Annotated in this window: 22 protein-coding genes; 12 read left to right on the forward strand and 10 right to left on the reverse strand. The window is 32.5% G+C overall.

The features are described 5' to 3' along the window. Positions 1 to 15: 15 nt before the first annotated feature. Together KKQ79_RS06715 and KKQ79_RS13910 are read right to left on the reverse strand one after the other, a co-directional pair. Positions 16 to 1,326: a TolC family protein gene (locus KKQ79_RS06715; RefSeq protein WP_213189479.1), complete on the reverse strand. Its 1,311-nt coding sequence runs from the start codon at positions 1,324 to 1,326 to the stop codon at positions 16 to 18. Further along, positions 1,310 to 1,939, reverse strand: coding sequence for a TetR/AcrR family transcriptional regulator (locus tag KKQ79_RS13910; protein ID WP_213189480.1), 630 nt, complete (start codon positions 1,937 to 1,939; stop codon positions 1,310 to 1,312). Before KKQ79_RS13910 ends, KKQ79_RS06715 begins: the two co-directional genes overlap by 17 nt. A gap of 133 nt (positions 1,940 to 2,072) precedes the next feature. Between KKQ79_RS13910 and KKQ79_RS06725 the strand changes: the two genes are divergently transcribed. After that, positions 2,073 to 2,288 (forward strand): hypothetical protein, encoded by a 216-nt coding sequence (locus KKQ79_RS06725; RefSeq protein WP_069797345.1) that lies wholly within the window; start codon positions 2,073 to 2,075, stop codon positions 2,286 to 2,288. A 50-nt stretch (positions 2,289 to 2,338) separates the two neighbouring features. On the opposite strand, the gene KKQ79_RS06730 is transcribed toward KKQ79_RS06725, so the two are convergent. Then, positions 2,339 to 3,693, reverse strand: a protein-coding gene (locus KKQ79_RS06730; protein WP_213190695.1) for an IS3 family transposase whose coding sequence is annotated in 2 segments (ribosomal slippage) — positions 2,339 to 3,219 and positions 3,219 to 3,693 — 1,356 coding nt in all. Because the reading frame shifts where the segments join, the coding sequence is not laid out codon by codon here. 58 nt (positions 3,694 to 3,751) lie between these two features. Continuing rightward, positions 3,752 to 4,870, reverse strand: a complete 1,119-nt coding sequence (locus tag KKQ79_RS06735) for a DNA polymerase III subunit (RefSeq protein WP_213189481.1) — start codon at positions 4,868 to 4,870, stop codon at positions 3,752 to 3,754. A gap of 183 nt (positions 4,871 to 5,053) precedes the next feature. Between KKQ79_RS06735 and bamG the strand changes: the two genes are divergently transcribed. The 3 genes from bamG to KKQ79_RS06750 are packed head-to-tail and all read left to right on the forward strand — an operon-like array spanning position 5,054 to position 8,068. Further along, positions 5,054 to 6,325, forward strand: coding sequence for a BamG family beta-barrel-assembly machinery protein (gene bamG, locus KKQ79_RS06740; protein WP_430982100.1), 1,272 nt, complete (start codon positions 5,054 to 5,056; stop codon positions 6,323 to 6,325). 47 nt (positions 6,326 to 6,372) lie between these two features. Then, entirely contained in the window at positions 6,373 to 6,966 is a 594-nt protein-coding gene (locus KKQ79_RS06745) for an LptA/OstA family protein (protein ID WP_069797716.1), read from the forward strand. Positions 6,967 to 7,021: 55 nt separating this feature from the next. Further along, complete coding sequence (locus KKQ79_RS06750) at positions 7,022 to 8,068, forward strand: anhydro-N-acetylmuramic acid kinase (RefSeq protein WP_213189483.1); 1,047 nt, start codon at positions 7,022 to 7,024, stop codon at positions 8,066 to 8,068. Positions 8,069 to 8,097: 29 nt separating this feature from the next. Here KKQ79_RS06750 and KKQ79_RS06755 read toward each other — a convergent pair whose 3' ends face one another. Further along, positions 8,098 to 8,697, reverse strand: a complete 600-nt coding sequence (locus tag KKQ79_RS06755; RefSeq protein WP_213189484.1) for a hypothetical protein — start codon at positions 8,695 to 8,697, stop codon at positions 8,098 to 8,100. A gap of 64 nt (positions 8,698 to 8,761) precedes the next feature. Then, a complete protein-coding gene (locus KKQ79_RS06760; protein WP_069797728.1) occupies positions 8,762 to 9,151 on the reverse strand; it encodes an SRPBCC domain-containing protein in 390 nt (129 codons plus the stop codon). 37 nt (positions 9,152 to 9,188) lie between these two features. Between KKQ79_RS06760 and KKQ79_RS06765 the strand changes: the two genes are divergently transcribed. Continuing rightward, complete coding sequence (locus KKQ79_RS06765) at positions 9,189 to 9,800, forward strand: NUDIX hydrolase (RefSeq protein WP_213189485.1); 612 nt, start codon at positions 9,189 to 9,191, stop codon at positions 9,798 to 9,800. Between the two features lie 34 nt (positions 9,801 to 9,834). Here the strand turns inward: KKQ79_RS06765 and KKQ79_RS06770 are convergent, their stop codons facing one another. Then, a complete protein-coding gene (locus KKQ79_RS06770) occupies positions 9,835 to 11,109 on the reverse strand; it encodes a UDP-N-acetylmuramoyl-tripeptide--D-alanyl-D-alanine ligase (protein WP_213189486.1) in 1,275 nt (424 codons plus the stop codon). Positions 11,110 to 11,172: 63 nt separating this feature from the next. Further along, on the reverse strand, positions 11,173 to 12,786 hold the full coding sequence (gene gldJ / locus KKQ79_RS06775) for a gliding motility lipoprotein GldJ (protein ID WP_213189487.1): 1,614 nt from the start codon (positions 12,784 to 12,786) through the stop codon (positions 11,173 to 11,175). 164 nt (positions 12,787 to 12,950) lie between these two features. Between gldJ and porU the strand changes: the two genes are divergently transcribed. From porU to KKQ79_RS06790, 3 genes are all read left to right on the forward strand, one after another. Beyond that, positions 12,951 to 16,871, forward strand: a complete 3,921-nt coding sequence (gene porU / locus KKQ79_RS06780; protein ID WP_213189488.1) for a type IX secretion system sortase PorU — start codon at positions 12,951 to 12,953, stop codon at positions 16,869 to 16,871. Between the two features lie 11 nt (positions 16,872 to 16,882). Beyond that, positions 16,883 to 18,007: a type IX secretion system outer membrane channel protein PorV gene (gene porV / locus KKQ79_RS06785; RefSeq protein WP_213189489.1), complete on the forward strand. Its 1,125-nt coding sequence runs from the start codon at positions 16,883 to 16,885 to the stop codon at positions 18,005 to 18,007. Positions 18,008 to 18,132: 125 nt separating this feature from the next. Further along, positions 18,133 to 20,367, forward strand: a complete 2,235-nt coding sequence (locus KKQ79_RS06790; protein ID WP_213189490.1) for an FUSC family protein — start codon at positions 18,133 to 18,135, stop codon at positions 20,365 to 20,367. On the opposite strand, the gene KKQ79_RS06795 is transcribed toward KKQ79_RS06790, so the two are convergent. Beyond that, the gene (locus KKQ79_RS06795; protein ID WP_213189491.1) at positions 20,364 to 21,002 is read right to left on the reverse strand and encodes a 4'-phosphopantetheinyl transferase superfamily protein; all 639 of its coding nucleotides are present in this window, start codon (positions 21,000 to 21,002) and stop codon (positions 20,364 to 20,366) included. The genes KKQ79_RS06790 and KKQ79_RS06795 overlap by 4 nt on opposite strands. An 89-nt stretch (positions 21,003 to 21,091) precedes the next feature. Here KKQ79_RS06795 and ahcY point away from each other — a divergent pair, with 89 nt between their 5' ends. The 4 genes from ahcY (at position 21,092) to mnmL (ending at position 25,382) form a co-directional block, all read left to right on the forward strand. Continuing rightward, positions 21,092 to 22,405, forward strand: a complete 1,314-nt coding sequence (gene ahcY, locus KKQ79_RS06800; RefSeq protein ID WP_104793499.1) for an adenosylhomocysteinase — start codon at positions 21,092 to 21,094, stop codon at positions 22,403 to 22,405. Positions 22,406 to 22,543: 138 nt separating this feature from the next. Beyond that, the gene (locus KKQ79_RS06805; protein WP_213189492.1) at positions 22,544 to 23,890 is read left to right on the forward strand and encodes a PDZ domain-containing protein; all 1,347 of its coding nucleotides are present in this window, start codon (positions 22,544 to 22,546) and stop codon (positions 23,888 to 23,890) included. Continuing rightward, positions 23,890 to 24,387 (forward strand): hypothetical protein, encoded by a 498-nt coding sequence (locus KKQ79_RS06810; protein WP_213189493.1) that lies wholly within the window; start codon positions 23,890 to 23,892, stop codon positions 24,385 to 24,387. Before KKQ79_RS06805 ends, KKQ79_RS06810 begins: the two co-directional genes overlap by 1 nt. 32 nt (positions 24,388 to 24,419) lie before the next feature. Further along, entirely contained in the window at positions 24,420 to 25,382 is a 963-nt protein-coding gene (mnmL, locus tag KKQ79_RS06815; RefSeq protein ID WP_213189494.1) for a tRNA modification radical SAM protein MnmL/YtqA, read from the forward strand. Between the two features lie 326 nt (positions 25,383 to 25,708). Here the strand turns inward: mnmL and KKQ79_RS06820 are convergent, their stop codons facing one another. Further along, complete coding sequence (locus tag KKQ79_RS06820; RefSeq protein WP_213189495.1) at positions 25,709 to 26,293, reverse strand: hypothetical protein; 585 nt, start codon at positions 26,291 to 26,293, stop codon at positions 25,709 to 25,711. Positions 26,294 to 26,411: the final 118 nt, after the last annotated feature.

The raw sequence follows: 26,411 nt of genomic DNA on the forward strand, positions 1-26,411 counted from the left end.
TAAATTTGAGTTTGATTATTGATTAAGAATTCCTGAGGTTTGTAATAGTTTTTTGTATGCTAATGCTGCATCTGCTCTAGAATTGATTACATTTACTTTAGCACCTACCAAAGCTGCATCTGCTTCTAGCAAATCGGTAATATTTGCTAAGCCATTATCATATTTATTTTTGGTAATTCTGTAATTTTCTGTCGCTTGTTCTAATGCTCGCTCATAAACTTCTATTTTCTTTTTGGCCAAATTAGAATTCTGGAAATCCTTATTGATTTCTATTTTTATATGGTCATTCAGAAGTTCGTTATTGGCTTCTAATTGCTTTTCTCTGGCTTGAGATTTCAGCAAAGAAGAATTTTTCTTCCAAAGATTGTCTAAGTTATAAGAAACACCCAATCCTATATTAATTGCATTAGTAATGGTTACAAATCCTGGAATATCTGCCGCAACATAACCACCTGTAATTGCCAAACTTGGTAAATTTTCAGCTTTTGCAGCTTTGGTTCCTAAGTTTGCTGCTTTTCTCTGATAATCGAGTGCTTGTAAATCTTTTCTGTGTTGTAACGCTTGACTTAAGTAATAAGAAACAGGCTGATTTTCAGAAATTTCATTAATGTAATCTTCATCTACTTTTAGAATTGTAGTTTCGGGTAAACCTAAAAGCAAGTCCATATTAATATTGGCAATGCTGTAATTATTTTGTGCATCTAAAAGCTGAAGTTCAATATTAGACGTTTGCAACTGAGCTTTCAATCGGTCATTTCTTGCCATCAAACCGTTATTTTCTAATTTCAAAAATGTTTCGTCTCTTTTCTGTGAAGCCGAAAGATTTTCTTCTAAAACCTTGATGATTTGAGATGCTTTGAACAAACTATTGTAAGCCTGAGAAATATTATAAGCAATGGCTTCCTTGTCATTTTCTGCAGATAATTTAGAAGCTTCTACCAAATATTCAGCAGACTGAATTCCGTATTTTATTCTTCCACCTGCATAAATAGGATAAGAAAGATTGGCAGAAGCGTACATTACATCATTAATTTTCAAACTATTTGCAGCACCCGCACTTTCTGTTTTAAGATTAACATTTGGGCTGAAAAGATGTAAATAAGTAGCTCCCAATTTCAGGCTAGGAAGCTGATTGTTCTTTGCTTCCAGCAATTGCGCTGTACTTTCTTCTATTTTAGCAGCATCTATTTTTAGATTTTTACTATTTTCGATTCCGAGTTTTACCGCTTCATTCAGAGAAATCGCTCTCGTTTCTTGGCTCGAAATCTGGGAAATACTCATGCTAAAAAGTAAAATCCCAAAGATGTTTCTAATTTTTTTGTTCATAACCTAAAAGGTCTTTTAATAATATGGTTAAATTTTGGGTAAGATTGTCGTAATAAATATTATAATATTCATCTGATTGATTTCCAGAAAGTTCTCTATACAAATTCATGCCTTGTTTAGAATAAAAAACTGTTCCTACAATCACAGAATGGAGAAAAAACAAATCCGGCTTTTTGGTAAAAACACCACTTTCGCAACCTTCTTCTAGAATTCTTTGGTAAATTTTGATATAACCTATTTTAGAAGTTCTTAGAAAACTTAAAATCTGTTCGTTTCCGCTATTATTGATATTATAAACCGATTGAAGAATAGAATAAAATTCTGGCAAAGTCTTCACACGATTAATGTAATTTCCTATAATTTTAATAAGTTTTTCCCATTCATTGAGCTGCGGATTTTCTAAAATTTCATAGGCAAAAGATTGTCCTTCTTTCATTCTCACTTTAAAAATTTCCTCGAAAAGTTTTTCTTTTGACCCGAAATAATAAGAAATCATCGAGACATTTACTCCTGCAGATTTTGCAATATCTCTGGTAGAAGTAGCGTCAAAACCCTTTTCTGCAAACAGTTTTTCTGCAGTATAGAGAATTTTTTTATCCGTAGAATGTTCCATTATTTTGATTTTTGAAGGCGCAAATGTAAGCAAATTTAGAAATCAATCAAACGATTGATTGATTTATTTTATCAATGTAAAATGTTAGATATTATAATTTTTATTACTTTTGATGAACTAAATATTAAACCATATGAAAAGAATCATCGCCGTATTAGCCATATCAGTATTTACATTAGGAATGGCTCAAGAAACACCGAAAAAATCTTGTTGCGCAGCAAAAGATAAAAAAGAATGTAGCGCAAAAGAAAAGAAAGAATGCGCTTCTAAAGACAAAAAAGACTGTAAAGCTGAAGCCAACAAAGACAAAAAATCTTGTTGTGCTGCTAAAAAGGAAAAAGCAGCTTAGTAAAAATAAAATCCCGAAAATTTAGACTGCACCCAAAAGTTTAGACAAAATTAAACAATATTTTCAAAGGAAAGAGTTCGGTACTGTACCGGACTCTTTCCTTTGAGATTGAGTCTTATTCTATCATTGTTGTAATAGTGAATGTACTTCACTATTTCCATCTTAAGTTCCTGAATGGAACCAAACTTTCTGGCATAAAACATTTCTGATTTTATCGTTCCAAAAAAGTTTTCTATCACCGCATTGTCCAAACAGTTTCCTTTTCGGGACATACTTTGAATAATACCTTTTTCTTTTAACAAGTTTTGGTAATGTTTCATTTGATATTGCCAACCTTGATCAGAATGTAGAATGATGTTTTGTGTAGATTTTACTTTTCTGAATGATTTCTTTAGCATTCTGATGATTTGGCTAAACACAGGTCTTTCAGATAAGTCAAAACTGACAATTTCACCATTAAATAAATCGATGATTGGAGATAGATAAAGTTTATTACCCGATACATTAAACTCTGTAACATCGGTTGCCCATTTCTGATTAGGAGTGTCCGATTTGAAATTCCTCTGTAGAACATTGGGCGCAATTTTCCCTTGCTCTCCCTTGTAAGATTTATATTTCTTCACTCGGATAATACTCTTTAAACCTAATATTTTCATAAGTCGTAAAACAGTTTTGTGATTAATCAAAATTCCTTTTTCTTTCAAAAGCAAAGTAATTCTTCTATAGCCCAACCTTCCTTTGTGACGATGATAAATCTGCTTAATCATTTCTTTTATTTCCGCATATTTATCTTTCATTTGAAAGCGTTTTCGATAGTAATAAAAACTGCTTCTTGCCATCGATGTACAATTCAGCAGTACTGCTAAATCAAAGTCCTGCCTTAACTCTTCGATGGCTTTGGATTTTTCCTTTCCTGAATTAAGGCTTCTAACTTTTTTAAAATGGCGTTCTCGGCTTCTAAATAATAAATCCTCTCCAACAGTTCTTCCTCCCTTGTTAAGGGTTTGCCTGTTTTCTTTTTTTTTCGCTTGTAATTACTCATGGTTTTAGGTCTTCCTCTGGGTCTGTTTTCTAAACCTAAAATACCATTTTTTTTATAATTACGCTGCCAACTAAGAATACTGGACTCCGCAGGAATATTAAACCTTCTCGACGCTTCTTTTAAACTTAAATTCTCTTTCTCAATTACTGATAAAATCTTTAATTTAAAATCTTTTGTGTAATGCGTATTGGAAAGCCGAACAAGTCCTGAAACTCCATAAAGTTCATAAAATTTTATCCATTTACGAACCAAGGAACCACAAACTCCAATGCGTTTTCCTAAATCGTCTGTTCCAATATCCCCTTTGTGATATCTCTTTATAGCTTTTAATTTAAAGTCTACTGAATATTTACTTTTCCCCATAAAAAATGCCCCTAAAAAGTGTCTAACTTTTTGGGGGCAGTCCATTTTCGGGATTTTTTTATGCACTTCGGTGAATGTATCTGGTTAATTTTATGCCTAAATCTGTCCAAACAATTTTGGCATTTGCATTTCTATAAAGATGCAAATCAGCATCGGAGATTTCTTCTAAAATATCTACAATATTAGCTCCATGAATAAAATTGGTGAACGCTTCCCAATTGAATCCGTTTTTAGATAAACGTTTGTAAACTAAATGTTCTGCATCATAATTTTGCAATAATGCTAACCTGAACATCTCAGAACAAAAATCTAAGAAATTTTTCTGTTTTTCTCTATTCCAAGAAGCGATATTTCTTCCCCACAAAACGATATTTCTCAAAACTTCTGGTTTCTTTTTCGCCATGAAAGCATTTCTCACCCAATCGATAAAAAGTTCTTCAAATTCTTCATTCGCAGAATCATTTTGAAGCAATTGTAGCGCAGTATTGTAATTTCCTTGCGCTTGGTGAATCACTTCTTTTATTTTTTCTTCGGAAACATCAAATTGATTTTTGATTCCTTGTTCTAGACTTTCGTCATCTATTCTAGGCACTTCTATCGCTTGACATCTTGATAAAATAGTTGGTAAAATGGTGTCTATTTTTTTTGCAAGAAGCAAAATAATGGTCTTTTTAGGTGGCTCTTCTAGAAATTTTAAAAATTTATTGGCTGCTGTTACATTCATTTTATCAGCTCGCCAAACAATGAGAATTTTAGTTCCTCCTTCGAAACTTTTTAGCGCAAATTTCTGATTCAGCGCGTCTACTTCATCAGCAGAAATAAACAATTGCTTGTTTTGAGCGTCTAACACTTCATTCCAATCATTAATGGAAGCGTAAGGATTTTCTATAATCATATTTCTGAAATCCTCAAACAATCTTTGACTCAAAGAATTGTTTTTTTCTGTAAAAACGGGAAAACTAAAATGTAAATCTAAGTGATTAAGATGCTCTACTTTAGAAGCAGCATGTTCATTTTCTCTTTTGAGAATTTCTTTAGCATAAGCCAGAGCTAATGGTAAAACGCCGAAACCTTCTTCACCAATAAATAACTGAGCATGTCCTACTCTTTCTTTATCTATGGCATCTTTAAGCGTTTCTATAACTTTTTTTTGTCCTACAATTTCTTCCCAATTCATAGTTTCAAAGATAAGAATTTGGTGGAAAGTGAAAAGACAGATGCTACAAGTTTTTTCAATTTTGAGTTAAATTCAATGAATTTTCTGATAAATTCGTCTTTAATCCTGTGAAATTTAACGCTTATTAACTTTCACGTTTCAGTAATAATTAAGATATTTGCGCATTAATTAAAAAAGATAATGATAAAAAGAATTTTTCTTTTACCTTTCATTGCTGTTGGTTTAAGTGTAGAAGCGCAAAGTTTAGGTAATTCTCCTTATGCAGCATTTGGTATCGGCGAAGTAAAATATGACAACTCAGTAGAAACCAGTTCAATGGGCGGCATAAACACTGCTTACATTTGGGATTTCAATAACAGTTTTAACTTTAAAAACCCAGCTGCAAACACCAATCTAGAGCTTACTTCTTTCAGGGTTCAAATGACTAATGAGAACCAATCTTTAAAATCAGATTTTAATGGATTAAGCGCTAACAAACATTCTAATTATCTTTCTAACATCTCTATAGCTTTCCCTATTTCTAAAAAATTGAAATTTGGATTTGGTTATCAACCGTATAGTTCTAAAAGATATGACATTATCACTTCTAAAATCCTTGCAGACAGTACTGTAAAAGCAAATCGCTTTTATGGTGAAGGTACACTAAGTACTATTCAAGCAGCTTTCGGTTATCAAGTCAACAAAGAATTTGCAGTAGGTTTAAGAAGTAATTTCTACTTCGGAAAATTATCAGATGTTGAAGAATTGGCTTATTCTAATGCTGAACTGATTAATGGTTTTGAAACATCTAATAGAATTAAAACCTTCAACTTTACCTTAGGTTCTACCTATCAGAAAAAATTTAAAAACGATAAGAAACTTACTTTAGGTGCAACTTATACTTTTGGAACCACTGGTAATGTAAAAACTCAGTTCTTAAACAGCACTTATTACTATTATCTAGACCAAAAATTAAACGTTACCGAAATAGAAAAGAAAACCAGCGAAGACAAAAATCTTATTCCTTCAGAAGCTTCTTTAGGGATTGGTTATGGTCATGATGCAAAATGGTTCGCTTCTGCTCAAATCGATTACAAAAAAGGTTCTACTACAATGTTTTTAGGACAGCCTTTCACTTACCAAGATTCTTATAGAATTTCTGCAGGTGGTTGGTATTTACCAAATTATAATGACTTCAGAAGCTATTTTAACCGTGTAGTTTATAGATATGGTGCTTTCTATGAAAAAGGAAATCTTAGCGTCAACGGAACCAATATTAACCAATACGGAATCACTGCTGGTCTTACTTTACCTTTCGAAAAATCAAATGCGGTAAGAATGAGCGGTATAGATTTAGGATTAGAATTTGGTAGAAGAGGAACGTTAGAAAACAATCTTATCCAACAGAATTTCTTCAACGTAAAAGTTGGAATTAATTTTGCTGATAAATGGTTCCAGAAAAGAGTTTACGAATAAACCGAACAATTTATTTATTCATAAATTTTATAGTTAAATCTATAAAAATGCAGAAAAAATTCTCAAGAATATTATTTAAAAATATAGTCACCTTTTCAGGTTTGGCTATATTTTTTGCTTTGACTTCTTGCGAAGAAGATTTGGCTAAAGTAAACGATAAAAAAAGCACCAATTTCGCTTCTAGAATTATCTACAATGCAGACATTGTAAAAAAAGATTCTGGAATGGTAAAAGTGCGTTTCAAAGCGCCATTGCTAGAAGAATATGAATTTGTAGACACTCCTTATGTAGTGGTAAGAAAAGGATTATATCTGGAATTTTATGATTCTAAAAAACCCAAAACTCCAGGGAAACTTTGGGCAAAATATGCCAAAATGATTGACAAAAAACAATTCTACGAAGCCAGAGGAAATGTAAAAGTCATCAATAACGAAGGACAAACTTTTGCCATGCAATCTATTTATTGGGACAAAGCAAAACAAAGAATGTACACTAAAGATACCGTTTTCATTACAGATAAAGACGGTTCAATTTTCGTGGCGGCAAATGGAATGAATGCAAAAGATGATTTTTCTGAATATACCTTCTACAACAATTCTGGAGACTTTAATGTGAAGAAAATGCCGAATTCTGGAAATTAAAGTTCTATCTATTTTTCTTGATAATTTCTTTGTAACTTTAGGTTTTTAAAACTTCATGAAAACATATTTCGCCATTGGTTTAATGTCTGGAACCAGCCTTGATGGTTTAGACATTTGCTATGCAAAATTCCAAAATATTACCAATTGGGAATTTGAAATTCTAAAAACCGAAACCATTCCTTACTCTATAGAATGGAAAAATCGTCTGCAAAATGCTATTCTACTTTCGGCTGAAGATTTATTGGCGTTAGACAAAGAATATGGCTTCTATCTCGGCGAAAAAACTCAAGAATTTATTTCCAAAAATAATATTGCTGATTTAGATTTTATCGCTTCTCACGGTCATACTGTTTTTCATCAACCGCAACGAAAATTCACCTTGCAAATCGGCGATGGAAGAGCCATAAAATTAACAACCAAAAAGCCCGTAATCTACGATTTTAGAAGTCAAGATGTTTTAATGGGCGGAAATGGCGCTCCATTAGTTCCCATCGGCGATGAACTTTTATTTTCGCAATATGATGCTTGTCTCAATTTGGGCGGATTTTCTAATATTTCATTACAGAAAAACCATCAAAGAATTGCTTTTGATATTTCGCCAGTCAATGTAGTTTTGAATTATTTTGCTGGAAAATTAGGCAAAAACTATGATGAAAACGGTGATTTTGCTAGAAATGGCGCAATTAATTTTAAAATTTTAGAAGAGTTAAATGCTTTAACCTTTTATCAAAAACCCGCTCCAAAATCTTTAGGTGTGGAATTTGTAAATTCTGAAATTTTTCCTTTGTTAAAAGACGAAACTCCTGAAAATATCATCGCTACTTTTACCGAACATATTGCCGAACAAATTGCCAAAGTTTTTAATGACAATCAGCTCAAAACTGTTTTAGTAACTGGTGGCGGAACTTTCAATACTTATTTATTAGAAAAAATACAAGAAAAATCTCATACAGAACTCATTGTTCCAGACGAAAACATAATCAACTTCAAAGAAGCTTTAATCTTTGCTTTTATGGGCGTTTTAAGAATCAGAAATGAGGTAAATGTACTTTGTTCAGCAACAGGAAGTTCAGAGAATCATTGCAGCGGAATATTGGTATAAAAAAAGGTTTCGGAACAAATCTGAAAACATTAATGTAGATAAAATGTTTTATTAAGAATTTCTTTTGCTAAAACACTTTCATCACTTTTATTACCATTTTCTTTTTTAGAATCTTGAAAAATTAAGAAATGGGTGTTTTTACCATCAAATTTCATTTTATAAATTTCCATGTCAAATGGATTTCTTAAAACGGAAACCATTAATTTTCTTCCTTCAAAAGTATTTTTATTAATGGTTAAAGTTACATCTGTATCAATGGACTCTTCAAATTTTGTTTTCATTGAATCAGCATAATCAGATGGAGAAAAATTTCCTTTTATTATCATGTAAAATATCTTGAAATCGTTTCCAGATAACACCCAACTTTTCAAACTATTTCCTTCATCATTAAATTCGTAAGCAAAATACTGAGGATAATCAAAACTTACAATTCCTTTACTGAAAGTCATCTCAGGAGAAATGTTGATTTTTATAATTTTGTCTTCCAACTTAAAAGCCTCATCTTCTTTTACTTTACGAATAGTTCCGTTAATGGTAACATTAAATGTTTTGGAAGGTTTTTCGTCTATACTCTGTGAAGCCAAATCCAGTGAAACGATTGTGAAAAGAAATAATAAAAGTTTTCTCATAATTTTTAGAATAAAAAAGGTTTCAGAACAAATCTAAAACCTTTTAATTATCGTTTAAATGTTATTACAATTGCTCTAACTTGTCTGTAAGTGCATTTAAGAAGTTTTGTAATGGTTTTTCTACCATCATTTTGATGAATGGATTAAAATTTCCATCGAATAATAATTGAACTTCTGTTTGGTTTTCGTTTACTGGAGAGATGTTTCCTGTAAGTGAAAAGTCTAATGAAGAACTTGCAGATTTCAAAACTACTTTTTGACCTTCTACCAATTCAGCGATTTTAAGGGCAACTTCTGGCATTCCTTTTAAACCAAATTTAAAGCCATCTTCTCTATGTTCGAAACTGGTTAAACTATCTGGCATTAAGTGTTTGTAATCTTCAGGATTTTTAAGCATTTGAAAAAGTTGCTCAGAAGATTTATTTACTATAACTTTTCTTCCTTCTAAATTCATTTTTTTAATATTTTTGTAAAAATTAATATAATTACAAATGTATAAAGTTTTTGTCAATGAAAAAAGATTAAGCATCAGTAAATCTCCAATTCCCATTGAGAAGAACTTGCCTTATGAAGAAACCACCACCTTGGAAATCGCCATAGATTTGCTCGAAAATACTTCTACCTCAGAAATTAACATTTACGGTGAGAATTTAGAGCAAATTTGGGAAGAATTGACGGGTATGTTACGAGTTGTGGAAGCAGCAGGTGGAATTGTTTTCAACCAAGAAAATAAAATCCTTTTCATTCACAGATTAGGAAGATGGGACTTGCCGAAAGGTAAAATAGAGCCAGAAGAATCTCTAGAAAATGCTGCGCTAAGAGAATTAGAAGAAGAAACTGGACTTACAGAGCTTATTTTAGAAGAATTTGTGAATACTACTTTCCATATTTACAAAGAAAAAAAACAAGGAAAAGAGGAAAGAATTCTGAAAGCCACGCATTGGTTTAAAATGACTTATGTAGGTCAAAAAGAACCGATCCCTCAAACTGAAGAAGGAATTACAAAAGTAGAATGGAAAACGCAAACCGAAATTAACGAAGAAGTTTTACCCAATACTTTTAAAAACATCAAACTGATTTTGAGCGAGGTTTTTGCAATATAAAAAAGGTGGAAATTAAAATTTCCACCTTTTCTTTTTATTTAATGAATTCTAATGCTTTTTCTAGCGCGATTCCTCGTGAAGCTTTCAGCAATATGTTCTGCGAATGGATTTCATTTTCGATTAAATAATGGATTAAATCTTGAGTGGTTAAAAATGCAATTCCAGAAGTATTTACCTCTTTAAAATGTGGACCAACAGTAATGATTTCATCAAAATTAAGTGATTTTGCCAATTCTAAAATTTGAGAATGTTCTGTTACACTTTCTTCGCCCAATTCTAGCATGTCACCAATGATGATGGTCTTTGTTCCAATAAAATCATTGAAATTTTCCAGGGAAACTTTCATAGAACTAGGATTTGCGTTGTAAGTGTCTAAAACCAAAGTTTTATCTCCTTTTTTCTCAATTTGAGAACGCATATTGATTGGTGTGTATTCTTCAATGGCTTTTTTGATTAAATGAAAATCAATCCCAAAATACAAACCTAAACTGGTAGCTGCACAAAGATTGGTAAAATTGTAATCTCCTGTAAGTTTTGAAAGTGCTTCTACCTCATTATAAATAATTCCTACGCAATTATTTTCTGTGAATTTTTCAAAATAAAACTCAGAATCTCTTCTTCCGAAAGGAATCACCAAATCATATCCATCTGTTTTTTCAACTTGAATAGGATCATTTTCATTCACTACCACAAATTGATTATTCGATTTGAGGTAATCATACAATTCAGATTTTCCTTTGATTACACCTTCTACTCCACCGAAACCTTCCAAATGTGCCTTCCCGAAATTGGTAATATATCCAAAATTAGGTTGAGCAATGGTGCATAAAAATTCAATTTCTTTTTGGTGATTAGCGCCCATTTCTACAACCGCCATTTCGTGCTCTGGTTTTATGGAAAGAATGGTTAAAGGAACACCAATATGATTATTGAGATTCCCAAAAGTATATTGAGTATTGTATTTCTGCGAAAGAACAGCATGAATGATTTCCTTAGTCGTAGTTTTCCCATTACTTCCTGTTAGAGCTATAATAGGAATGTTCAACTGTGCTCTGTGATGTTTTGCTAAATCCTGTAAAAATTCTAGAGTAGATTTTACATAAAATATATTTCTAGCGGTATTTTCAAAATTTTCATCTTCTACAATTACGGCAAGAGCGCCATTATCCATAGCTGTTTCAGCTAAAGTAGCCGCATTGAAATTATCACCAGAAAAAGCGAAAAATATATCGTTTTTTTCAATTTTTCTGCTGTCTATGGTTACTTTATTGGCTTGTAAATAAAGCGCATAAAAATCTGTAATATTCATGTGGTAAAAATAAAAAAATCCTTTCCAAAAAAGGAAAGGATTTTAAATTATTTAAAAGAAATTTTATCTCTTCGTTCTCTTATTGTTGGTATCTCTAGCATCTTGTGCTACACGGAAACCAATCCATCCGAAAGATTTAGATTCTTCTTTGAATCTTCTTTGTCCTGGGTCTAACCAATATGCAGTATCCATCCAAGAACCACCTTTTACAACTCTTACCGTATTAGAAACTTTAGTTGTTCTAGGTTTGTTATCTCTTTGCAATATTACTCTACCTTTATCATCTACGATGAATTGAGTTTTAGGAGAATTATACATATTATATTCTGCCATAGAACTGTCTACTTCTTTGCCATAACCAGCTTCTAATGAAGACATGAAATCACCATCTCTATAATTTCTTTGATCTTCTACAGTTTTTCTTTCATAAGTTCCAGGTAAGCCTTTGTAGATTTCTCTACCATCCGCTAATCTTTCGAACTTCATATCTTTAGGATCTACTTTTTTATAAGTTCCATCAGCATTTTTTACAGTTTGTTGAGGCATATTTCCTCTGTAATAATTGAAATCGCTCGCTTCTTCGTCTATGATAGGTCTGTAAACGTCTGCAGTCCATTCTGCTACGTTTCCGTACATTCCATAAATCCCTAAATCATTAGAAGGATATTGTCTCACGTCTGCAGTTGTAGGAGAACCATCATTATTCCAACCACCAACGCCAGAATAGTCTCCTCTACCTTGTTTAAAGTTTTCTAGGTACATTCCTCTGTTTTTACCTTTTTTACCTCTTAATTTTTCAATTTCAGGTTCTTTTCCTAGGTAGTTATTGTATTCTCTATTTTTTTGTAAACCAAGCGCTGCGTATTCCCATTCTACTTCTGTAGGAAGACGGAATTTAGTTACTAAACCTGCGGTTGCGTTTCTATTTGCTGCTTGAATTCTTGCGTTAGAAGTTTTGATACCAGATTTTTGTTGTTGTCTTTGTTTGTTCAAATAAGCATCTAATTCTGGATCATTAGCTTTATACTTGTCTAAGTTAAATGCATTCGGACCTTGATTATTACCATCATTGGCGTAATAACTTTTATCAATAAGTCCTTGATTCATTAACTCTTTTTCATTGGTTCTATCCGTTAACCAATCACAATATCTAGAAGCTTGCTGCCAAGAAACTCCTACTACAGGATAGTAATCATATTCTGGAGCACGGAAATAAGTTTCCGCGTAATCATTTCTAGATAATTTATTATTCCAAACTAATGTATCTGGTAAAGCACCTGTATAAATATTTTTAAAACTTTGATCAGATGGAGGAAATACAAACTTAAGCCAAGTTACATATTCTCTATATTCATAGTTAGTGATTTCTGTTTCACCGATGAAAAACGCGCTTACCTGCATTCTTCTTGGGGTATTGTTCCAATCGTGCATTACATCGTCTTTTACCAACCCCATTGTAAAAGTACCTCCGTCTACATAGACCATTCCTGGCCATCCTTTTGGTTTTTGTTTTTTACCAGTAAAGAACCAACCTTTCGTGTCATTAGGCTTCCAACCTGTTTTGCTGGTAAATTTTTTGGTTCCGCCTCCACTTTTTACGTTACCACCTCCACCACAACTGGTTAGAAGCAATGTTGCGCCTAGTGCAAGCAATGAAATAAACTTTAGTTTTTTCATAATTGTTTTAGATAATTTCGAGCTACAAAGAAAAATAATTTATTTTATTAATCAAACATCAAAAGTAAGATTTTTTATGTTTTTTTTAACGTATTAAAATTTATTTTATTGTTTGATATGAAAATTTTGTTTTTTTCGTTTATTTTGTAGCGCAATTTTAGACTATGAAAAAAAATTTATTACTACTTCTTTTTGTAATTTTTACTGGCCATTTATTTGGTCAAAAAACTACGATAGAATGGAAAGGAAACAAAATAATGGATTATGGAACCTTCCAATACAATCTTCCATTTTTTAAAAACGAAAATTATTCTGTAATTAATGGAGTTCCTTATCTCACTTTTTCTAAAAAAGAAAAGGAATCTTCTCAATATGATATTAAAAATTTAGTTTGGGAAAAAATTCCAGCTAAAGAAGTATTTGGTTTAATTGCGGATAATGTTTCCACTAAAGAAATTGCATACTCTAATAGTCAAAAACAAACCATCAACGGACAATTTCTCACCAATGTGGTGATTGCCACCATTAAAAAAGATAAAAATACACTTTATAGATTATCTTCTTTTGAACTGGTAAAAAAAACGGTTAACAACCAGAGAACTTCTAGAACTTCTGATTTAATTGGCACTACCGAAAATCCTCTGAAATCTGGAAATTTCTATAAAATTAAAGTCGACAAGTCTGGAGTTTTCAAAATCACAACAAAATTCCTTAGAGATAATGGCATCAATCCATCGAACATTAATCCTAAAAATTTCAGAATTTATGGAAATGGTGGCTTAATGTTGCCAGAATTCAATCAGGATTTCAGATATGCTGCTTTACAAGAAAACGCGATACAAGTTATCGGGGAAGAAGATGGAAAATGGGACGAAAATGACTATGCACTTTTCTACGCTCAAGGTCCACATGGTTATAATCTTTACAATGTAAATAATGGAAGTGGTTACAAACGTAACGAAACCAGACTCACTCACATTAGCGATAACAGTGTAAACATCTATGAAAATTTCTCTCATTACTTCATTAATTTCGACAAAGGAGAAGGGAAAAGAGTTACCCTTTCAGATATTTCGCCATCTTCCAAAGTTTATACTCGTTATGACGATTATCAATTCCTCAATGAAGAAAAAACCAATTTCTTGAATATTGGTAGACTTTGGGTGGGAGATGCTTTTAACGCCAATAAATCGGTTTCTTTTACTACCAAAACCGCTATTAAGCCTACGGATACGGTAAAAATAAAATCTTCGGTTTATGTGAAGAATGCTGCCAATGACAAAATTACCTTCAGCATCAACGGACAAAACAGCAGCAGTTTTACGGTTAGCAATTCCCCAGAAATTAAAATCAAAGAAATTCCTTGGGAAACTTCTCCGTCAAATCTAAGCGGAACGACACTGAAAATAGATTATACTTTAGAATCTTCTAATCCTTTGGTGGCTTATTATCTGGATTATGCCGAAGTTCAATACAAACAAGATCTTGTATACAATGATGCACAGATGAATTTCAGAGTTTTTGAAATTCCTACAGGTTCCGGAGAGACTTTCGGATTTACGGTAGAAAACGCCACAAACGTAGAGCAGATTTGGGATATTTCAGACATTACAAACGCTAAAAAAATAGTTAATAAAGCTTCAGGAGCGCAATTTTCTTTCGGATACACTACAAATTCTCCATATTTTAACAATGAATTTGTAGCTTTTAAAAATTCTGCGTCTTTTGAGCCACTTTTTGTTGAAAAAGTGGACAATCAAGACTTATCTGGTTTAAAAAATGTAGACTACCTCATCGTTACCACTCGTGATTTTACTCCGCAAGCCGAAAGAATTGCCAATTATTACAGAACTCAAAAAAATTATCATGTAGAAGTAGCTGATGTGAAGAAAATTTACAATGAATTTTCTTCTGGTGGACAAGATTTAACGGCGATTAGAGATTTTATTACCAAACTAAATACTCCAGCTGGAACGCTAAAATATGTACTTATCTTAGGAGATACTACTTTTGATTATAGAAATATTACCACCAATAATAAAAATTATATCCCAAGTTATCAAAGTGATTACAGTGAAAATTACGAAGCATCATTTGTAACCGATGATTATTTCGGGATGACTACTCCACAAAATACGACTTATATTTATGCTATTTTACCAGATATTCCAGTAGGAAGACTTCCTGCAGAAAATATTGCTGAAGCAAAAAATTTAGTCGATAAAACGCTTTCTTATTACAATGCAGTTCCGGGACAATCTTCGCCTTTTGGAGATTGGAGACTAAAAATGAATTTCGTGGTAGATGATGACCAAGACAGTCGTGTAGACACCAGTACGAATCCTTATCTCAAAGGAACTTTCCATGATGTGATGAACTTGGTTTTAGCCAATAATTTTGAAGGAAATACAGACAAACCAGAATATAATATCAAAAAATTATACTTAGATGCTTTCCCTGGTCAAAGTACAGCAGGTGGACAAAGATTTCCACAAGTAAACCAAGCCATTACGAATGCAATGAGCAACAGTTTATATCTTTATTATTTCGGACATGGAGGAATTAACGGTTGGGCGCAAGAAAGAGTTTTGACCACTCAAGAAATTGCAGCTTTTAATAATTACAATAATGCTTACAGCAGATTTCCTTTCATCAGTACCATTACTTGTGAATTTACACTTTGGGATGACCATAATACTTCATCTGCAGGAGAACAATTGATGAAATTACCACAAGGTGGAGCAAATTCTATGATTACTTCTTCTAGAGCAATTGCTACAGTTTATGGAAGATTATTTACAGAAACTTTTACCCGAAATCTCTTTAAACTATACAACAATGACTTTTTATCAGTAGGAGATGCTTTCATCGCAGCAAAAACTGAATACGGAACAGATTCAAACCACTTGAAAGTAAATCTTCTTGGTGATCCCGCTCTTAAACTCAGCAGACCGAAAAATCTCATCAGCATAGACAATATAGATTCACCAGTTGTTGGTCAACTAAGAGCGTTAGATTTTGTAAAAATTATGGGGCATGTTAATAACCAATCAGGAGCGATTGACAATACTTTTAATGGTAAAGTAGTCATCAACATTTTTGATAAAAAATTAGCCAAGAAAACCCTCAATAATGATGGGAACTTAACTCCAGTTCTTAATTATTTCGAAGAAGGAAGCCCAATTGTGAAAGCTTCTGGAACAGTTACCAATGGAACTTTCACCGTAGAATTTTATATGCCAAAAGACATTAATTATACTGTGGGAGACGGTAGAATATTGGCTTATGCAGATAATAATGTTTTTGATGTTTTCAATAATAGAACTCAAAAAGTTGGAGACATTAATCCAAACGGAATTAATGATAATGAAGTTCCAAAAGTTCAATTATACTTAAACAACACCAATTTTGTAGATGGAGGAATTACAGACTCTAATCCTAATCTTTTGGCTTGTGTAACAGATAATACAGGAATTAACTCTACAGGTTCAGGAATTGGTCATGACATCACTGTAATTCTTGACGGCGAAGTTATCAATACCACTGTTCTGAACGATTTTTACACTCCGGGAACAGGAAATGGCTGTATTAACGCTTCTTTCTTAGACTATCAGAAAGGCTCTGTACTCTATCCTTTCCAAAATTTAAAACCTGGAAATCACCAATTGACCTTTAAAGTTTGGGACATTAACAATAATTCGACTACTCAAACGTTAAACTTTGTAGTAAGAGACCCAGAAGCCGAAAATTTAGTTGTTAAAAAATTACTAAATTGGCCGAATCCTTTTACCAATAAAACTTATATACAGTTTGAACACAATTGTGATGATGTTTTAGATGTAAATGTTCAAGTCTATACTATCACAGGAAAATTAGTACGAACATTCAGTACCACAGTGACTTCTACTCCATTTTTAGAAGGATATAGAACACACAGAACTGCTATAGAATGGGACGGAAATGATGATTTTGGTGCTCCAGTTGGTAAAGGAACTTATATTTACAAAGTTTTAGTAAAGAGTCAAAATCAAGAAAAATGTAAAGGAACTGCCTCTTTAGTAGAAAAATTAGTGATTTTAAAATAGAAAAAACAAATATGAAATTAACAAAAAAACTCTTTTTAGGACTAAGTATTGGAATCGGAAGTTTGGCGATGGCACAAAATACTTATCCTGTGCTTACAGGAGCTCCTTTTTTAAGGATTTCTCCAGATGCTAGAGCTGGAGGTTTAGGAGACCAAGGTGTGGCAACAGGCGCAGATGCTTTTTCACAATTTTGGAACGCTTCTAAGTTTCCATTTAGTAGAAACACCTCTTCTGCTGCCGTAAGTTATACTCCATGGATGGGAAAACTAACGAATGATGTATTTTTAATGTATTTAGGTTTTAATACCATGCTAGGAGAAGAAGACCGTTCATCTCTTTCTGCTAGTATTTATTATTTCAACATGGGAGAGGTAGATTTACGCTCCCTAGAAACTCCAGAATTAAGTTCTGGTACTATAAAACCAAATGAGTTTTCTATAGATTTGGCCTATGCTTTAAAATTATCAGACACCTACTCTATGGCCGTAACTGGTAGATATATCCGTTCTGATTTATCTGGAGGGTTCAATACTGACAGTTCATTGAAACCAGCCAATTCATTTGCTGTAGACGTTTCTGGATATTTACAAACTTACAAACACACCAGTTTTGGTGATTATGAAGGAAGAGTAAGAGCTGGTTGGGCAATTCAAAATTTAGGTCCAAGATTAGATTACACTGGTGACGAAAATTCACGTTCATATTTACCTACCACTTTCAGATTAGGAGCTGGTTATGACTTATTTTTAGACGAAGTCAACAAAGTAGGTTTAACTTTAGAAGCTTCTAAATTACTTGTTCCTGGACCAGACAGCACTGGGAACGTTCCAAATGTGGGGGTAATAGAAGGAATCGGAAAATCTTTTAGCAACAAAGAAAGTATTATGTACAGCGGTTCTGTAGAATACTCTTATGATAATGCTTTTGCTGTAAGAACAGGTTTTTTTAGAGAAAGTGAGCTCCAAGGAGGAAGACAATATGCTACAGTTGGTGTAGGTCTTAATTATAATTCTTTTGGTTTAGATTTATCTTACCTTGTTAATACATCTAAAGTTAATTCAGCTTTAGACAATACCTTAAGATTTGGTCTTACTTGGAATATTGGCGAAGAATCTTACAATAATGAAGATTATTAACGATTAATAAAATATTTTTTTTACCGCGCCGAATTTTCAATTCGGCGCGGTTTTTTTTACAAAAATTCAGAGTTTAGTAATATTCCAGAATCTCATACTTACGAGACAATTGCTATCTTTGCAAAATGAATTATGCTTCGGAACTTAAAAAATTTATTACCAGTCAATATATTTACTCAGGAACCAGAATTGCTTTAGCCGTTGTAATCCCGAGTATTATTTTGGCGTATTTAGGTTTACTGAAAGAATTTTTCTTATTTCCACTCGGAACCCTTTTCCTAGCACTTACGGATTCTACAGGTCCTTTTCACCGAAGAAGAAACGCACTCATCGTTGCCTCTGGATTTTATTTCTTTGTCTCGCTGATTGCAGGACTGCTGAAAGATTTCCCACCGCTTATTTTTTTAGAAATTATCATTTTTGGGATATTTTTCACCATGTTAGGCGTTTACGGACAACGTTTAGCAGCAGTAGGTTCCCTCACATTAGTGGTTTTAGCCATTTTTATAGATGGCGCTCCTGGTGGTCATTCTGCGTTTTATAATGCATTGGTTTTTACTTTAGGTGGAATTTGGTTCATCTTGGTTTTCATGCTGGTAACGGTTATCAAACCTTATAAACTGGCAGAACAAATGATTGGTGAAAATTACATAGAACTCGGTAATTATTTGAAATTAAAAGCTCATTTTTACCATTCTAAGCCAGATTTCGATGTTTTGTACAAGCAAATTTTTGCATTGCAAGTCAGAATCAAAGAACACCAAGAAGCGACAAGAGAAGTGGTTTTCAAAACCCGACAAATCGTAAGAGAATCTACTTCTACCAGTAGATTATTGATGCAGCTTTTCCTCAATTCACTTGACCTTTACGAGATTTTATTGACTTCAACCAACGACTACCGAAAACTGCAAAATACTTTTGGAAATAAAAATATTTTAGAAAAAATCCACAATTACCTCAATTTATTATCCAATGAATTGGTTCACATCGGGATTTCTATTCAAGGAGGATTAAAAACCACTCCAATTACTGATATTTCCGCAGAACTTCATGCCTTACACGAAGAATATTACCAACTTAGAAATCAACACCTGAACGCTGAAACGCTAGAAGATTTCATGATTTTGAGACAAATTATGCACAGAATTTCTGCCATTTCAGAAGAAACTCAAAAAATATATCTTTTAAAATCTCAAGATATCAAATTGGCAAAAAGCCTTTCTACAGGCTTAGATTTAGAAAAATTTGTACAAAAAGAAGAAAAACTTAACTCAAAAGTTTTCCTAGAAAATTTCTCTATCAAATCCAATCATTTCAGACATGCTGTAAGAATAACTACCGCATTATTAGTAGGTTACGCCATTTCCAAAATTGAAATTTTTCATATTCAAAAAACGTTCTGGATTCTCATCACCATTTTGGCAATTATGAGACCAGCTTATAGCATTACCAAACACCGAAATATTCTCAGATTATACGGAACAGTTGGCGGTGCTGCAGCTGGATTGTTTGTGATTTATTTCATCACCAATCCTCCTACACAATTTGTGATTTTCTTAATCTGTTTGGTGCTCACTTTCAGTTTGCTCAAAGATAAATATGCTTGGTCTGTTTTCTTTATGACGATTTATATTTTCTTGATGTTCAACTTCCTAAAACCAGGAGATTTCTCAGAACTTTTTATAGAAAGGTTGATTGACACAGCAATTGCTGGAGTTATTGTATTTCTTGTTTCTTACTTGGTTTTACCCGTTTGGGAACATCAGAAAAATAGAACTTTTATGCTGAATTACATCCTTGCCAATCATAAATATTTAAATAATATCATTGAGATTCTTCAGCAAAAACACATTCCTATTCAAGACTATAAAATCAGCCGAAAACATGCTGTGGTAAGTTTGGCCAATCTTTCTGATAATTTCCAGAAAATGCTTTCTGACCCAAAAGGTCAACAGAAAAATCTAGAAAACGTTCACCAATTTGTGACCACTTCTCACCTCTTTACCGCTTACAGTGCATCTCTTTCTCAGTACGCACAAAAAAACACAGTTTATCGTGAAATAGACTTCGAAAATTGGAAAAATAAGATTAATGCTGAACTTTCACGCACTATTGCGATTTTAAAAAGACAAGAAATTAAAAAAGATGATTTTGCAGAAAGTAAGCTCACACCAGAAGATTTGGTGAATGAACTTTTAGAAAAAAGAAAAGAAGAAATCACCGAAAATGAATTCTATGACAGACGTGATCCTAAAAATATTTCTCATCTTACTGAGCTCAAAAATATCAGAGAATTACTGGAATTGATTTATAATCAAGCTCGTGACCAAAGAAAAATTGCAGAAAAAGTAACTGATTAATCTTCTAAGTCGCGGTTTTCTTCTACGATGGCGAAGTAAAAATCTTCTATCTTAAAAACTTTTGCAGTAAAATCATGACTGAAAAAATCATCAAAAACTCTGCATTTTATTTCAGAAAGGTTATTGATATCAAAAGGAAATATCTGATAATGTTTTTTTAACGACCAATATTTAGACAGGTGAACTTTATAAAGACTTTCTTTGATGACCCAAATAATCGTCAATAAATCTACTTCATTTTCTCTGTTCTGAGTCCAAGTATGTTCTGATTCGTGTAGAAATTTATCTTTGATTCTTAGAATTTTAGAACTTATTTTCTCTAAATCTATTCCTACTCTATTTTTAGAAACCGCTAGAGAAGCAAATGGAAAAGAATGCGTGATAGAAATATGTGCAGAATCTGGCCAGAGATAAGGTTCGCCGATGGTTTTATAGAGAATTTTGTGCTCTGGAAGTAGCATTTTGAGCATTTTTCTTACCATCAAATGTTCTAATAACTTTTTGGGATGATAATCTTTGGCTTTTTCCAGATTTTCGGGTTCTATGAGTTCTTCTGCGTTAAATTCGTCGTCATCACTATACTTCCAGTAAAGAATTACAGCATTTTCATCAGAATAATCATGATAGAAGGGCATTATTTTGTCAATAGAAATTAAGAATGTAAATTTGCAAAAATTTTTTGACTATTTTAGTCAAATTTGTAAAAAAATACTTAACAAATTTTATGGAAACTAAAACTCAATATTTACCTTACAAAGTTAAGGATATTTCCCTAGCAGAATGGGGACGCAAAGAAATTCAATTGGCCGAAGCAGAAATGCCAGGTTTAATGGCGTTAAGAGAAGAATATGGTCCTTCTCAACCATTGAAAGGCGCTAGAATTGCAGGTTGTCTTCACATGACTATTCAAACTGCTGTTCTCATCGAAACTTTGGTTCACCTTGGTGCAGAAGTAACTTGGTCTTCATGTAATATTTTCTCTACTCAAGATCACGCTGCCGCTGCTATTGCTGCTGCTGGAATTCCAGTTTACGCTTGGAAAGGAATGAATGCAGAAGAATTCGATTGGTGTATTGAACAAACGATTTTCTTTGGAGAAGACAGAAAACCATTAAACATGATTTTGGATGATGGTGGTGACTTAACCAATATGGTTTTTGACAAATTCCCAGAATTAACTGCTGGAATCAAAGGTCTTTCTGAAGAAACAACTACTGGTGTTCACAGATTATACGAAAGAATGGCAAACGGAACTCTAGTAATGCCTGCAATTAACGTAAACGATTCTGTTACTAAATCTAAATTCGACAACAAATACGGTTGTAGAGAATCTGCTGTAGATGCAATCAGAAGAGCTACAGACGTAATGCTAGCTGGTAAAAGAGTGGTAGTTTGTGGTTTCGGAGATGTAGGTAAAGGTACTGCTGCTTCATTTAGAGGAGCTGGTTCTATCGTTACGGTTACAGAAATTGACCCAATCTGTGCTTTACAAGCAGCTATGGAAGGTTATGAAGTGAAAAAATTAGACACTGTAATCGAAAATGCTGATATTGTAATCACTACTACTGGTAACTTTAATATTGTAAGAGCTGAACATTTCAAAAAAATGAAAGATAAGACCATCGTTTGTAATATTGGTCACTTTGATAACGAAATTGATATGGCTTGGTTAAACGAAAACTATGGTAACACCAAAACTGAAGTAAAACCACAAGTAGATATTTACAATGTAGATGGTAAAGAAATCATCATTTTAGCAGAAGGAAGATTGGTAAACCTTGGTTGTGCAACTGGTCACCCAAGTTTTGTAATGTCTAACTCATTTACCAACCAAACTTTAGCTCAAATTGAACTTTGGACAAATTCTGAAGCATACGAAAACAAAGTGTACATGTTACCAAAACATTTAGATGAAAAAGTAGCAGCACTTCACCTTAAAAAATTAGGTGTAGAGTTAGAAACACTTTCTCCAGAACAAGCTAAATACATTGGTGTAGAAGTAGAAGGTCCTTTCAAACCAGAATACTACAGATACTAAAAATTGAAAGTTAGAAATCGGAAGATGGAAGACTGAAAATTAATTTATACTACAACTCCTCAGAATTTCTGAGGAGTTTTTTTATGTATCTGCAAAATATTTTGAATTTTATTAAAATTTTCTTTGTAATTTCAGACTATGAAAATCTTATCTTTTCTTTTTCTGATTATTTCTTTATCCATCAATGCTCAAGATGGCTTTCAGATATTAGAGGATAATAAAAAGGTAAACATTCCTTTTCGGCAAATCAATAATTTAGTTTTTCTGGATTTAAAAGTCAATAATGTAAACCTTACTTTTTTGTTAGACACTGGCGTTTCCGAAACTTTACTTTTTAGCTTAGAAAATAAAGAAGTAGTTTTCGAAAATGTAGAAAAAATAAAATTTACAGGACTTGGCGGAAGCAATTATATAGAAGGCATAAAATCTACTAAAAACAAAGTAGAAGTCAATAAAACTTTTGTGGATTTCAGTCACGAAATTTACATCATCTTAGACGAAGACTTCAATTTTTCTTCTCACGTTGGAATTCCTGTAAATGGCATTATCGGTTATCATTTTTTTAAAAATAATCCTCTAAAAATAGATTTCGAAAGGCATATTATTACGGTTTACAATAGAAAATATTATTCTGAGAAAACTTTCAGAAAATTTGAGAAACTACCTATAAGTGTAGAATCCCAAAAACCGTATCACACTGCCGAAGTACAGCAAACCAAGGAGTTTTTCCCCGCAAAAATGCTCATTGACTTAGGAAATAGTGATGCAATGTGGCTTTTCCCTAATAGAATTCCTAATTTCAACTTTAATAGACCTAATATAGATGATTTTCTCGGAAGAGGATTTAATGGAGACATCTATGGAAAACGCAGTAGAATCCACGCTCTGAAACTTGGAAATAATATTTTAAATGAACCTATCGTAGCAATGCCGAGCGAAGAATCGGTAAAATCTATGAATTTCGTAAAAGAAAGAATTGGTTCTATCGGCGCAGATGTTTTAAAAAGATTTACTATTGGTTTCAACTATAAAAATGGCTTATTTTTCATCAAAAAAACCAAATCCATCAAAGAACCATTCAGATTTAACATGAGTGGTTTAGATATCAAACATGATGGCATGAAATGGGAAAAAGATTTGGTAAAAGTTGAACTTCCAAAACTTCCAGAATCTTCTACTAACGACAGAGGAACTACAATAAGAATTCAAGACGCGAGTGAATTTCAATACAAATTTGTGTTGAAACCAGAATATTCTATAGCTGGAGTTAGAGAAAACTCACCGGGATTTTTAGCAGATATCAAAAAAGGAGATAAACTTATAGAAATCAATGGTAAAAAGACTTCTGACATGACGCTACAAGAAATCAACGAAGCTTTTTTGACAGAAGAAAATAGAGTGATAAAAATTAAATTAATCAGAAATTCTGAAACATTAATCAAAGAATTTATTCTAAAAGACCCTATTCCTTATCAAGAAAATTAATGGATAAAAAACTCAATACCATCAGAACCAGACCTCGATTCAAATTAGAAACTGATTTGAGTAAAGAGGATTTTGAATTGAATTTAAAAACCGAACTTCAAAAAAACACTGAAATCCAAGGAAATATCAATAAAGAAGTGGCTTCTATTTGGGTAAAAACCGCTCATAATGAATTTTGGAAACCTTATCTTTCACTCAGAGTAGAAAACGAAGATGAAAAAACCATTATCAGAGGAACTTTTGGACCAAGTGCAGCCGTTTGGACATTTTTTATGTTCCTTTACTTCATTTTTTCTATTATTTTCATGGTTTTTATTACCATTTGGTTTGTTACAAAACAAATTAATAGCCAAGATTTTCCTTGGGCAATTTATCTTTCTATCTTTGCATTGGTTTTATTATTGCTTACTTTTTTGGCCACAAAAATCGGGCAGAAAAAAGCAAAAACCGAAATGGAACAACTCAAAAATTTTGCAGAAAATTCCATTCTTAAATGACAGAAAAACCTACGCATTAATTTCATTTTAAAATGTCTATCAAAACGCTTGCTTACGGAGAAAAAAACTATAATTATTACAGTGCTTACCTGAGAGAAAAATATCACGGAAAGCGCGTGTACAAAATCATTGTAGACGGTGGTTTTACTTGTCCGAATAGAGATGGCTCCAAAGGTTATGGCGGTTGCACTTATTGCAATACAGATTCTTTTACTCCTGCTTCTAGAAATCTAGATTCTATTCGTGAACAGGTTTTACACGGCATGGAAAACGCTACTCAAAATTATAAAGCAGAAAAATTTATCATTTATTTCCAGCCTAATTCTAATACTTATGCACCAGTTGATGAACTCAAATTAATGTACGATGAAGCGTTAAAAATTAATTCAGAAAATATTGTAGGTTTATCCGTAGGAACTCGCCCTGATTGTTTAGATGCAGAGATTATAACACTTCTAGAAAGTTACAAAAACAAAGGGTTAGAAGTAGATATAGAACTGGGAATAGAATCTATTTACAATGAAACTTTGCAAAATCTTAATCGTGGTTGTACTCATGAAGATTTCATTTCTGCTATGAAACTTTTAGAAAATTCTTCGTTAGATGTTTGCGTTCACACCATTTTGGGTTTACCAGGCGAAACACGAGAAATGATTGTAAAATATGGAGATGAAATCAACAAGTTTGAGAAAATTAATTTCGTGAAATTTCATCACTTACACATCGTAAAAGGTTCTATTATGGGTGTAAAATACAAAAGAGAACCCTTCCCGCTCTTCACTTTAGAAGAATATACTGACATTCTCTGTGAAATTCTGCCAAAATTAAGGCCAGACATTGTCATTCAGAGACTTTTTGCTTTGTCTGATGTAGAAATGCTCATCGCACCAAAATGGGGCTTAAAAAAGTCTCAAATTCAAAATTACATTGATGCCGAATTGGAGAGAAGAAACATCATTCAAGGAAGTGAGTATAGAGGAGAAATGAGCGTTTAGAAATTTCTAATTTTTTTCTGAGCAGAACAAGAAAATAAAAAAGCAAATATTACTAAAATTTTCAAAAGTTTCATCCGGAGACCATTTTTTATAGCATTACAGATAACCCTAAAATACACGAATTACAATTATAATAATTTGTTTAGTTCGATATCTGAGTTTCTGCTTATTAGTTTCTAACAAATTTAATTAAAATAAATGGAATGATAGAAAGCCACGGATTAAAAATCCGCGCCATCGGGAAGAAAATGGAATATTGAATTTATAGGTTAAGGATTAGAAATCCGCGCCATCGGGATTCTTAGACTTTGCGCAGCGGGGTGCTTTTAGCTAACCCAACTATTAATTGTTTTATAAAGTTTCCATTTTTTATTTTTTTCTAATTTGTAAATGAAAGTTCCACCTGATGCACAAAGTAAACCACAATTATATGAAATTTCAATTATTGCTAAATTCCTTTCTTTGTTGAAAACTGGCATCCCAACACTGCTTATACAATGGTATTTATCAAGTGTTTTATCCCAAAATTCTTTTGCTTTATTTTCGTTATCTATTGTTGTATCGAGTTTAATAATTCGTCTATCTCGAAGATTATTTTTCCATACGAACTTATTACCTTCGTTAAATTGAATTTTCATAAAGTTTAAATCATCTTTTGAAAAGTCAGATTTAATTTTCTCAAGCAATAAACTGTCTGCATTTGGAGCAATGAAAATTTTTCGGTCAATTATATTTTTACAAAATTCTGATGTTCCATTTTCTGACAATATTTGATTAGTGAAATCATATATTAATTGCTCTGATATTCCACTTTTTACGATGGATGTTTTTTTTGTTTCAATATTTTTAGACTTATTGCAACTCAAAATAATAAATAAGAATAAAAGTATATGTAAGTTTCTATATTTCAATTTATTGCTTTGTTTTTATAGCATTACAGATAACCCTCAAATACACGAATTACAATTGTAAGAATTTGTTTAGTTCGTTATCTGAGTTTCTGCTTATTAGTTTCTAACAAATTTAATT

Origin of the sequence: Cloacibacterium caeni (genome assembly GCF_907163125.1) — a bacterium.
GTDB lineage: Bacteria > Bacteroidota > Bacteroidia > Flavobacteriales > Weeksellaceae > Cloacibacterium > Cloacibacterium caeni_B.

What these genes read in the sequence shown, in the direction of transcription:
- KKQ79_RS06715 (WP_213189479.1), bottom strand. Translation starts at nt 1,326, where the DNA reads ATGAACAAAAAAATTAGAAACATCTTTGGGATTTTACTTTTTAGCATG.
- KKQ79_RS13910 (WP_213189480.1), bottom strand. Translation starts at nt 1,939, where the DNA reads ATGGAACATTCTACGGATAAAAAAATTCTCTATACTGCAGAAAAACTG.
- KKQ79_RS06725 (WP_069797345.1), top strand. Translation starts at nt 2,073, where the DNA reads ATGAAAAGAATCATCGCCGTATTAGCCATATCAGTATTTACATTAGGA.
- KKQ79_RS06735 (WP_213189481.1), bottom strand. Translation starts at nt 4,870, where the DNA reads ATGAATTGGGAAGAAATTGTAGGACAAAAAAAAGTTATAGAAACGCTT.
- KKQ79_RS06745 (WP_069797716.1), top strand. Translation starts at nt 6,373, where the DNA reads ATGCAGAAAAAATTCTCAAGAATATTATTTAAAAATATAGTCACCTTT.
- KKQ79_RS06750 (WP_213189483.1), top strand. Translation starts at nt 7,022, where the DNA reads ATGAAAACATATTTCGCCATTGGTTTAATGTCTGGAACCAGCCTTGAT.
- KKQ79_RS06755 (WP_213189484.1), bottom strand. Translation starts at nt 8,697, where the DNA reads ATGAGAAAACTTTTATTATTTCTTTTCACAATCGTTTCACTGGATTTG.
- KKQ79_RS06760 (WP_069797728.1), bottom strand. Translation starts at nt 9,151, where the DNA reads ATGAATTTAGAAGGAAGAAAAGTTATAGTAAATAAATCTTCTGAGCAA.
- KKQ79_RS06765 (WP_213189485.1), top strand. Translation starts at nt 9,189, where the DNA reads ATGTATAAAGTTTTTGTCAATGAAAAAAGATTAAGCATCAGTAAATCT.
- KKQ79_RS06770 (WP_213189486.1), bottom strand. Translation starts at nt 11,109, where the DNA reads ATGAATATTACAGATTTTTATGCGCTTTATTTACAAGCCAATAAAGTA.
- gldJ (WP_213189487.1), bottom strand. Translation starts at nt 12,786, where the DNA reads ATGAAAAAACTAAAGTTTATTTCATTGCTTGCACTAGGCGCAACATTG.
- porU (WP_213189488.1), top strand. Translation starts at nt 12,951, where the DNA reads ATGAAAAAAAATTTATTACTACTTCTTTTTGTAATTTTTACTGGCCAT.
- porV (WP_213189489.1), top strand. Translation starts at nt 16,883, where the DNA reads ATGAAATTAACAAAAAAACTCTTTTTAGGACTAAGTATTGGAATCGGA.
- KKQ79_RS06790 (WP_213189490.1), top strand. Translation starts at nt 18,133, where the DNA reads ATGAATTATGCTTCGGAACTTAAAAAATTTATTACCAGTCAATATATT.
- KKQ79_RS06795 (WP_213189491.1), bottom strand. Translation starts at nt 21,002, where the DNA reads ATGCCCTTCTATCATGATTATTCTGATGAAAATGCTGTAATTCTTTAC.
- ahcY (WP_104793499.1), top strand. Translation starts at nt 21,092, where the DNA reads ATGGAAACTAAAACTCAATATTTACCTTACAAAGTTAAGGATATTTCC.
- KKQ79_RS06805 (WP_213189492.1), top strand. Translation starts at nt 22,544, where the DNA reads ATGAAAATCTTATCTTTTCTTTTTCTGATTATTTCTTTATCCATCAAT.
- KKQ79_RS06810 (WP_213189493.1), top strand. Translation starts at nt 23,890, where the DNA reads ATGGATAAAAAACTCAATACCATCAGAACCAGACCTCGATTCAAATTA.
- mnmL (WP_213189494.1), top strand. Translation starts at nt 24,420, where the DNA reads ATGTCTATCAAAACGCTTGCTTACGGAGAAAAAAACTATAATTATTAC.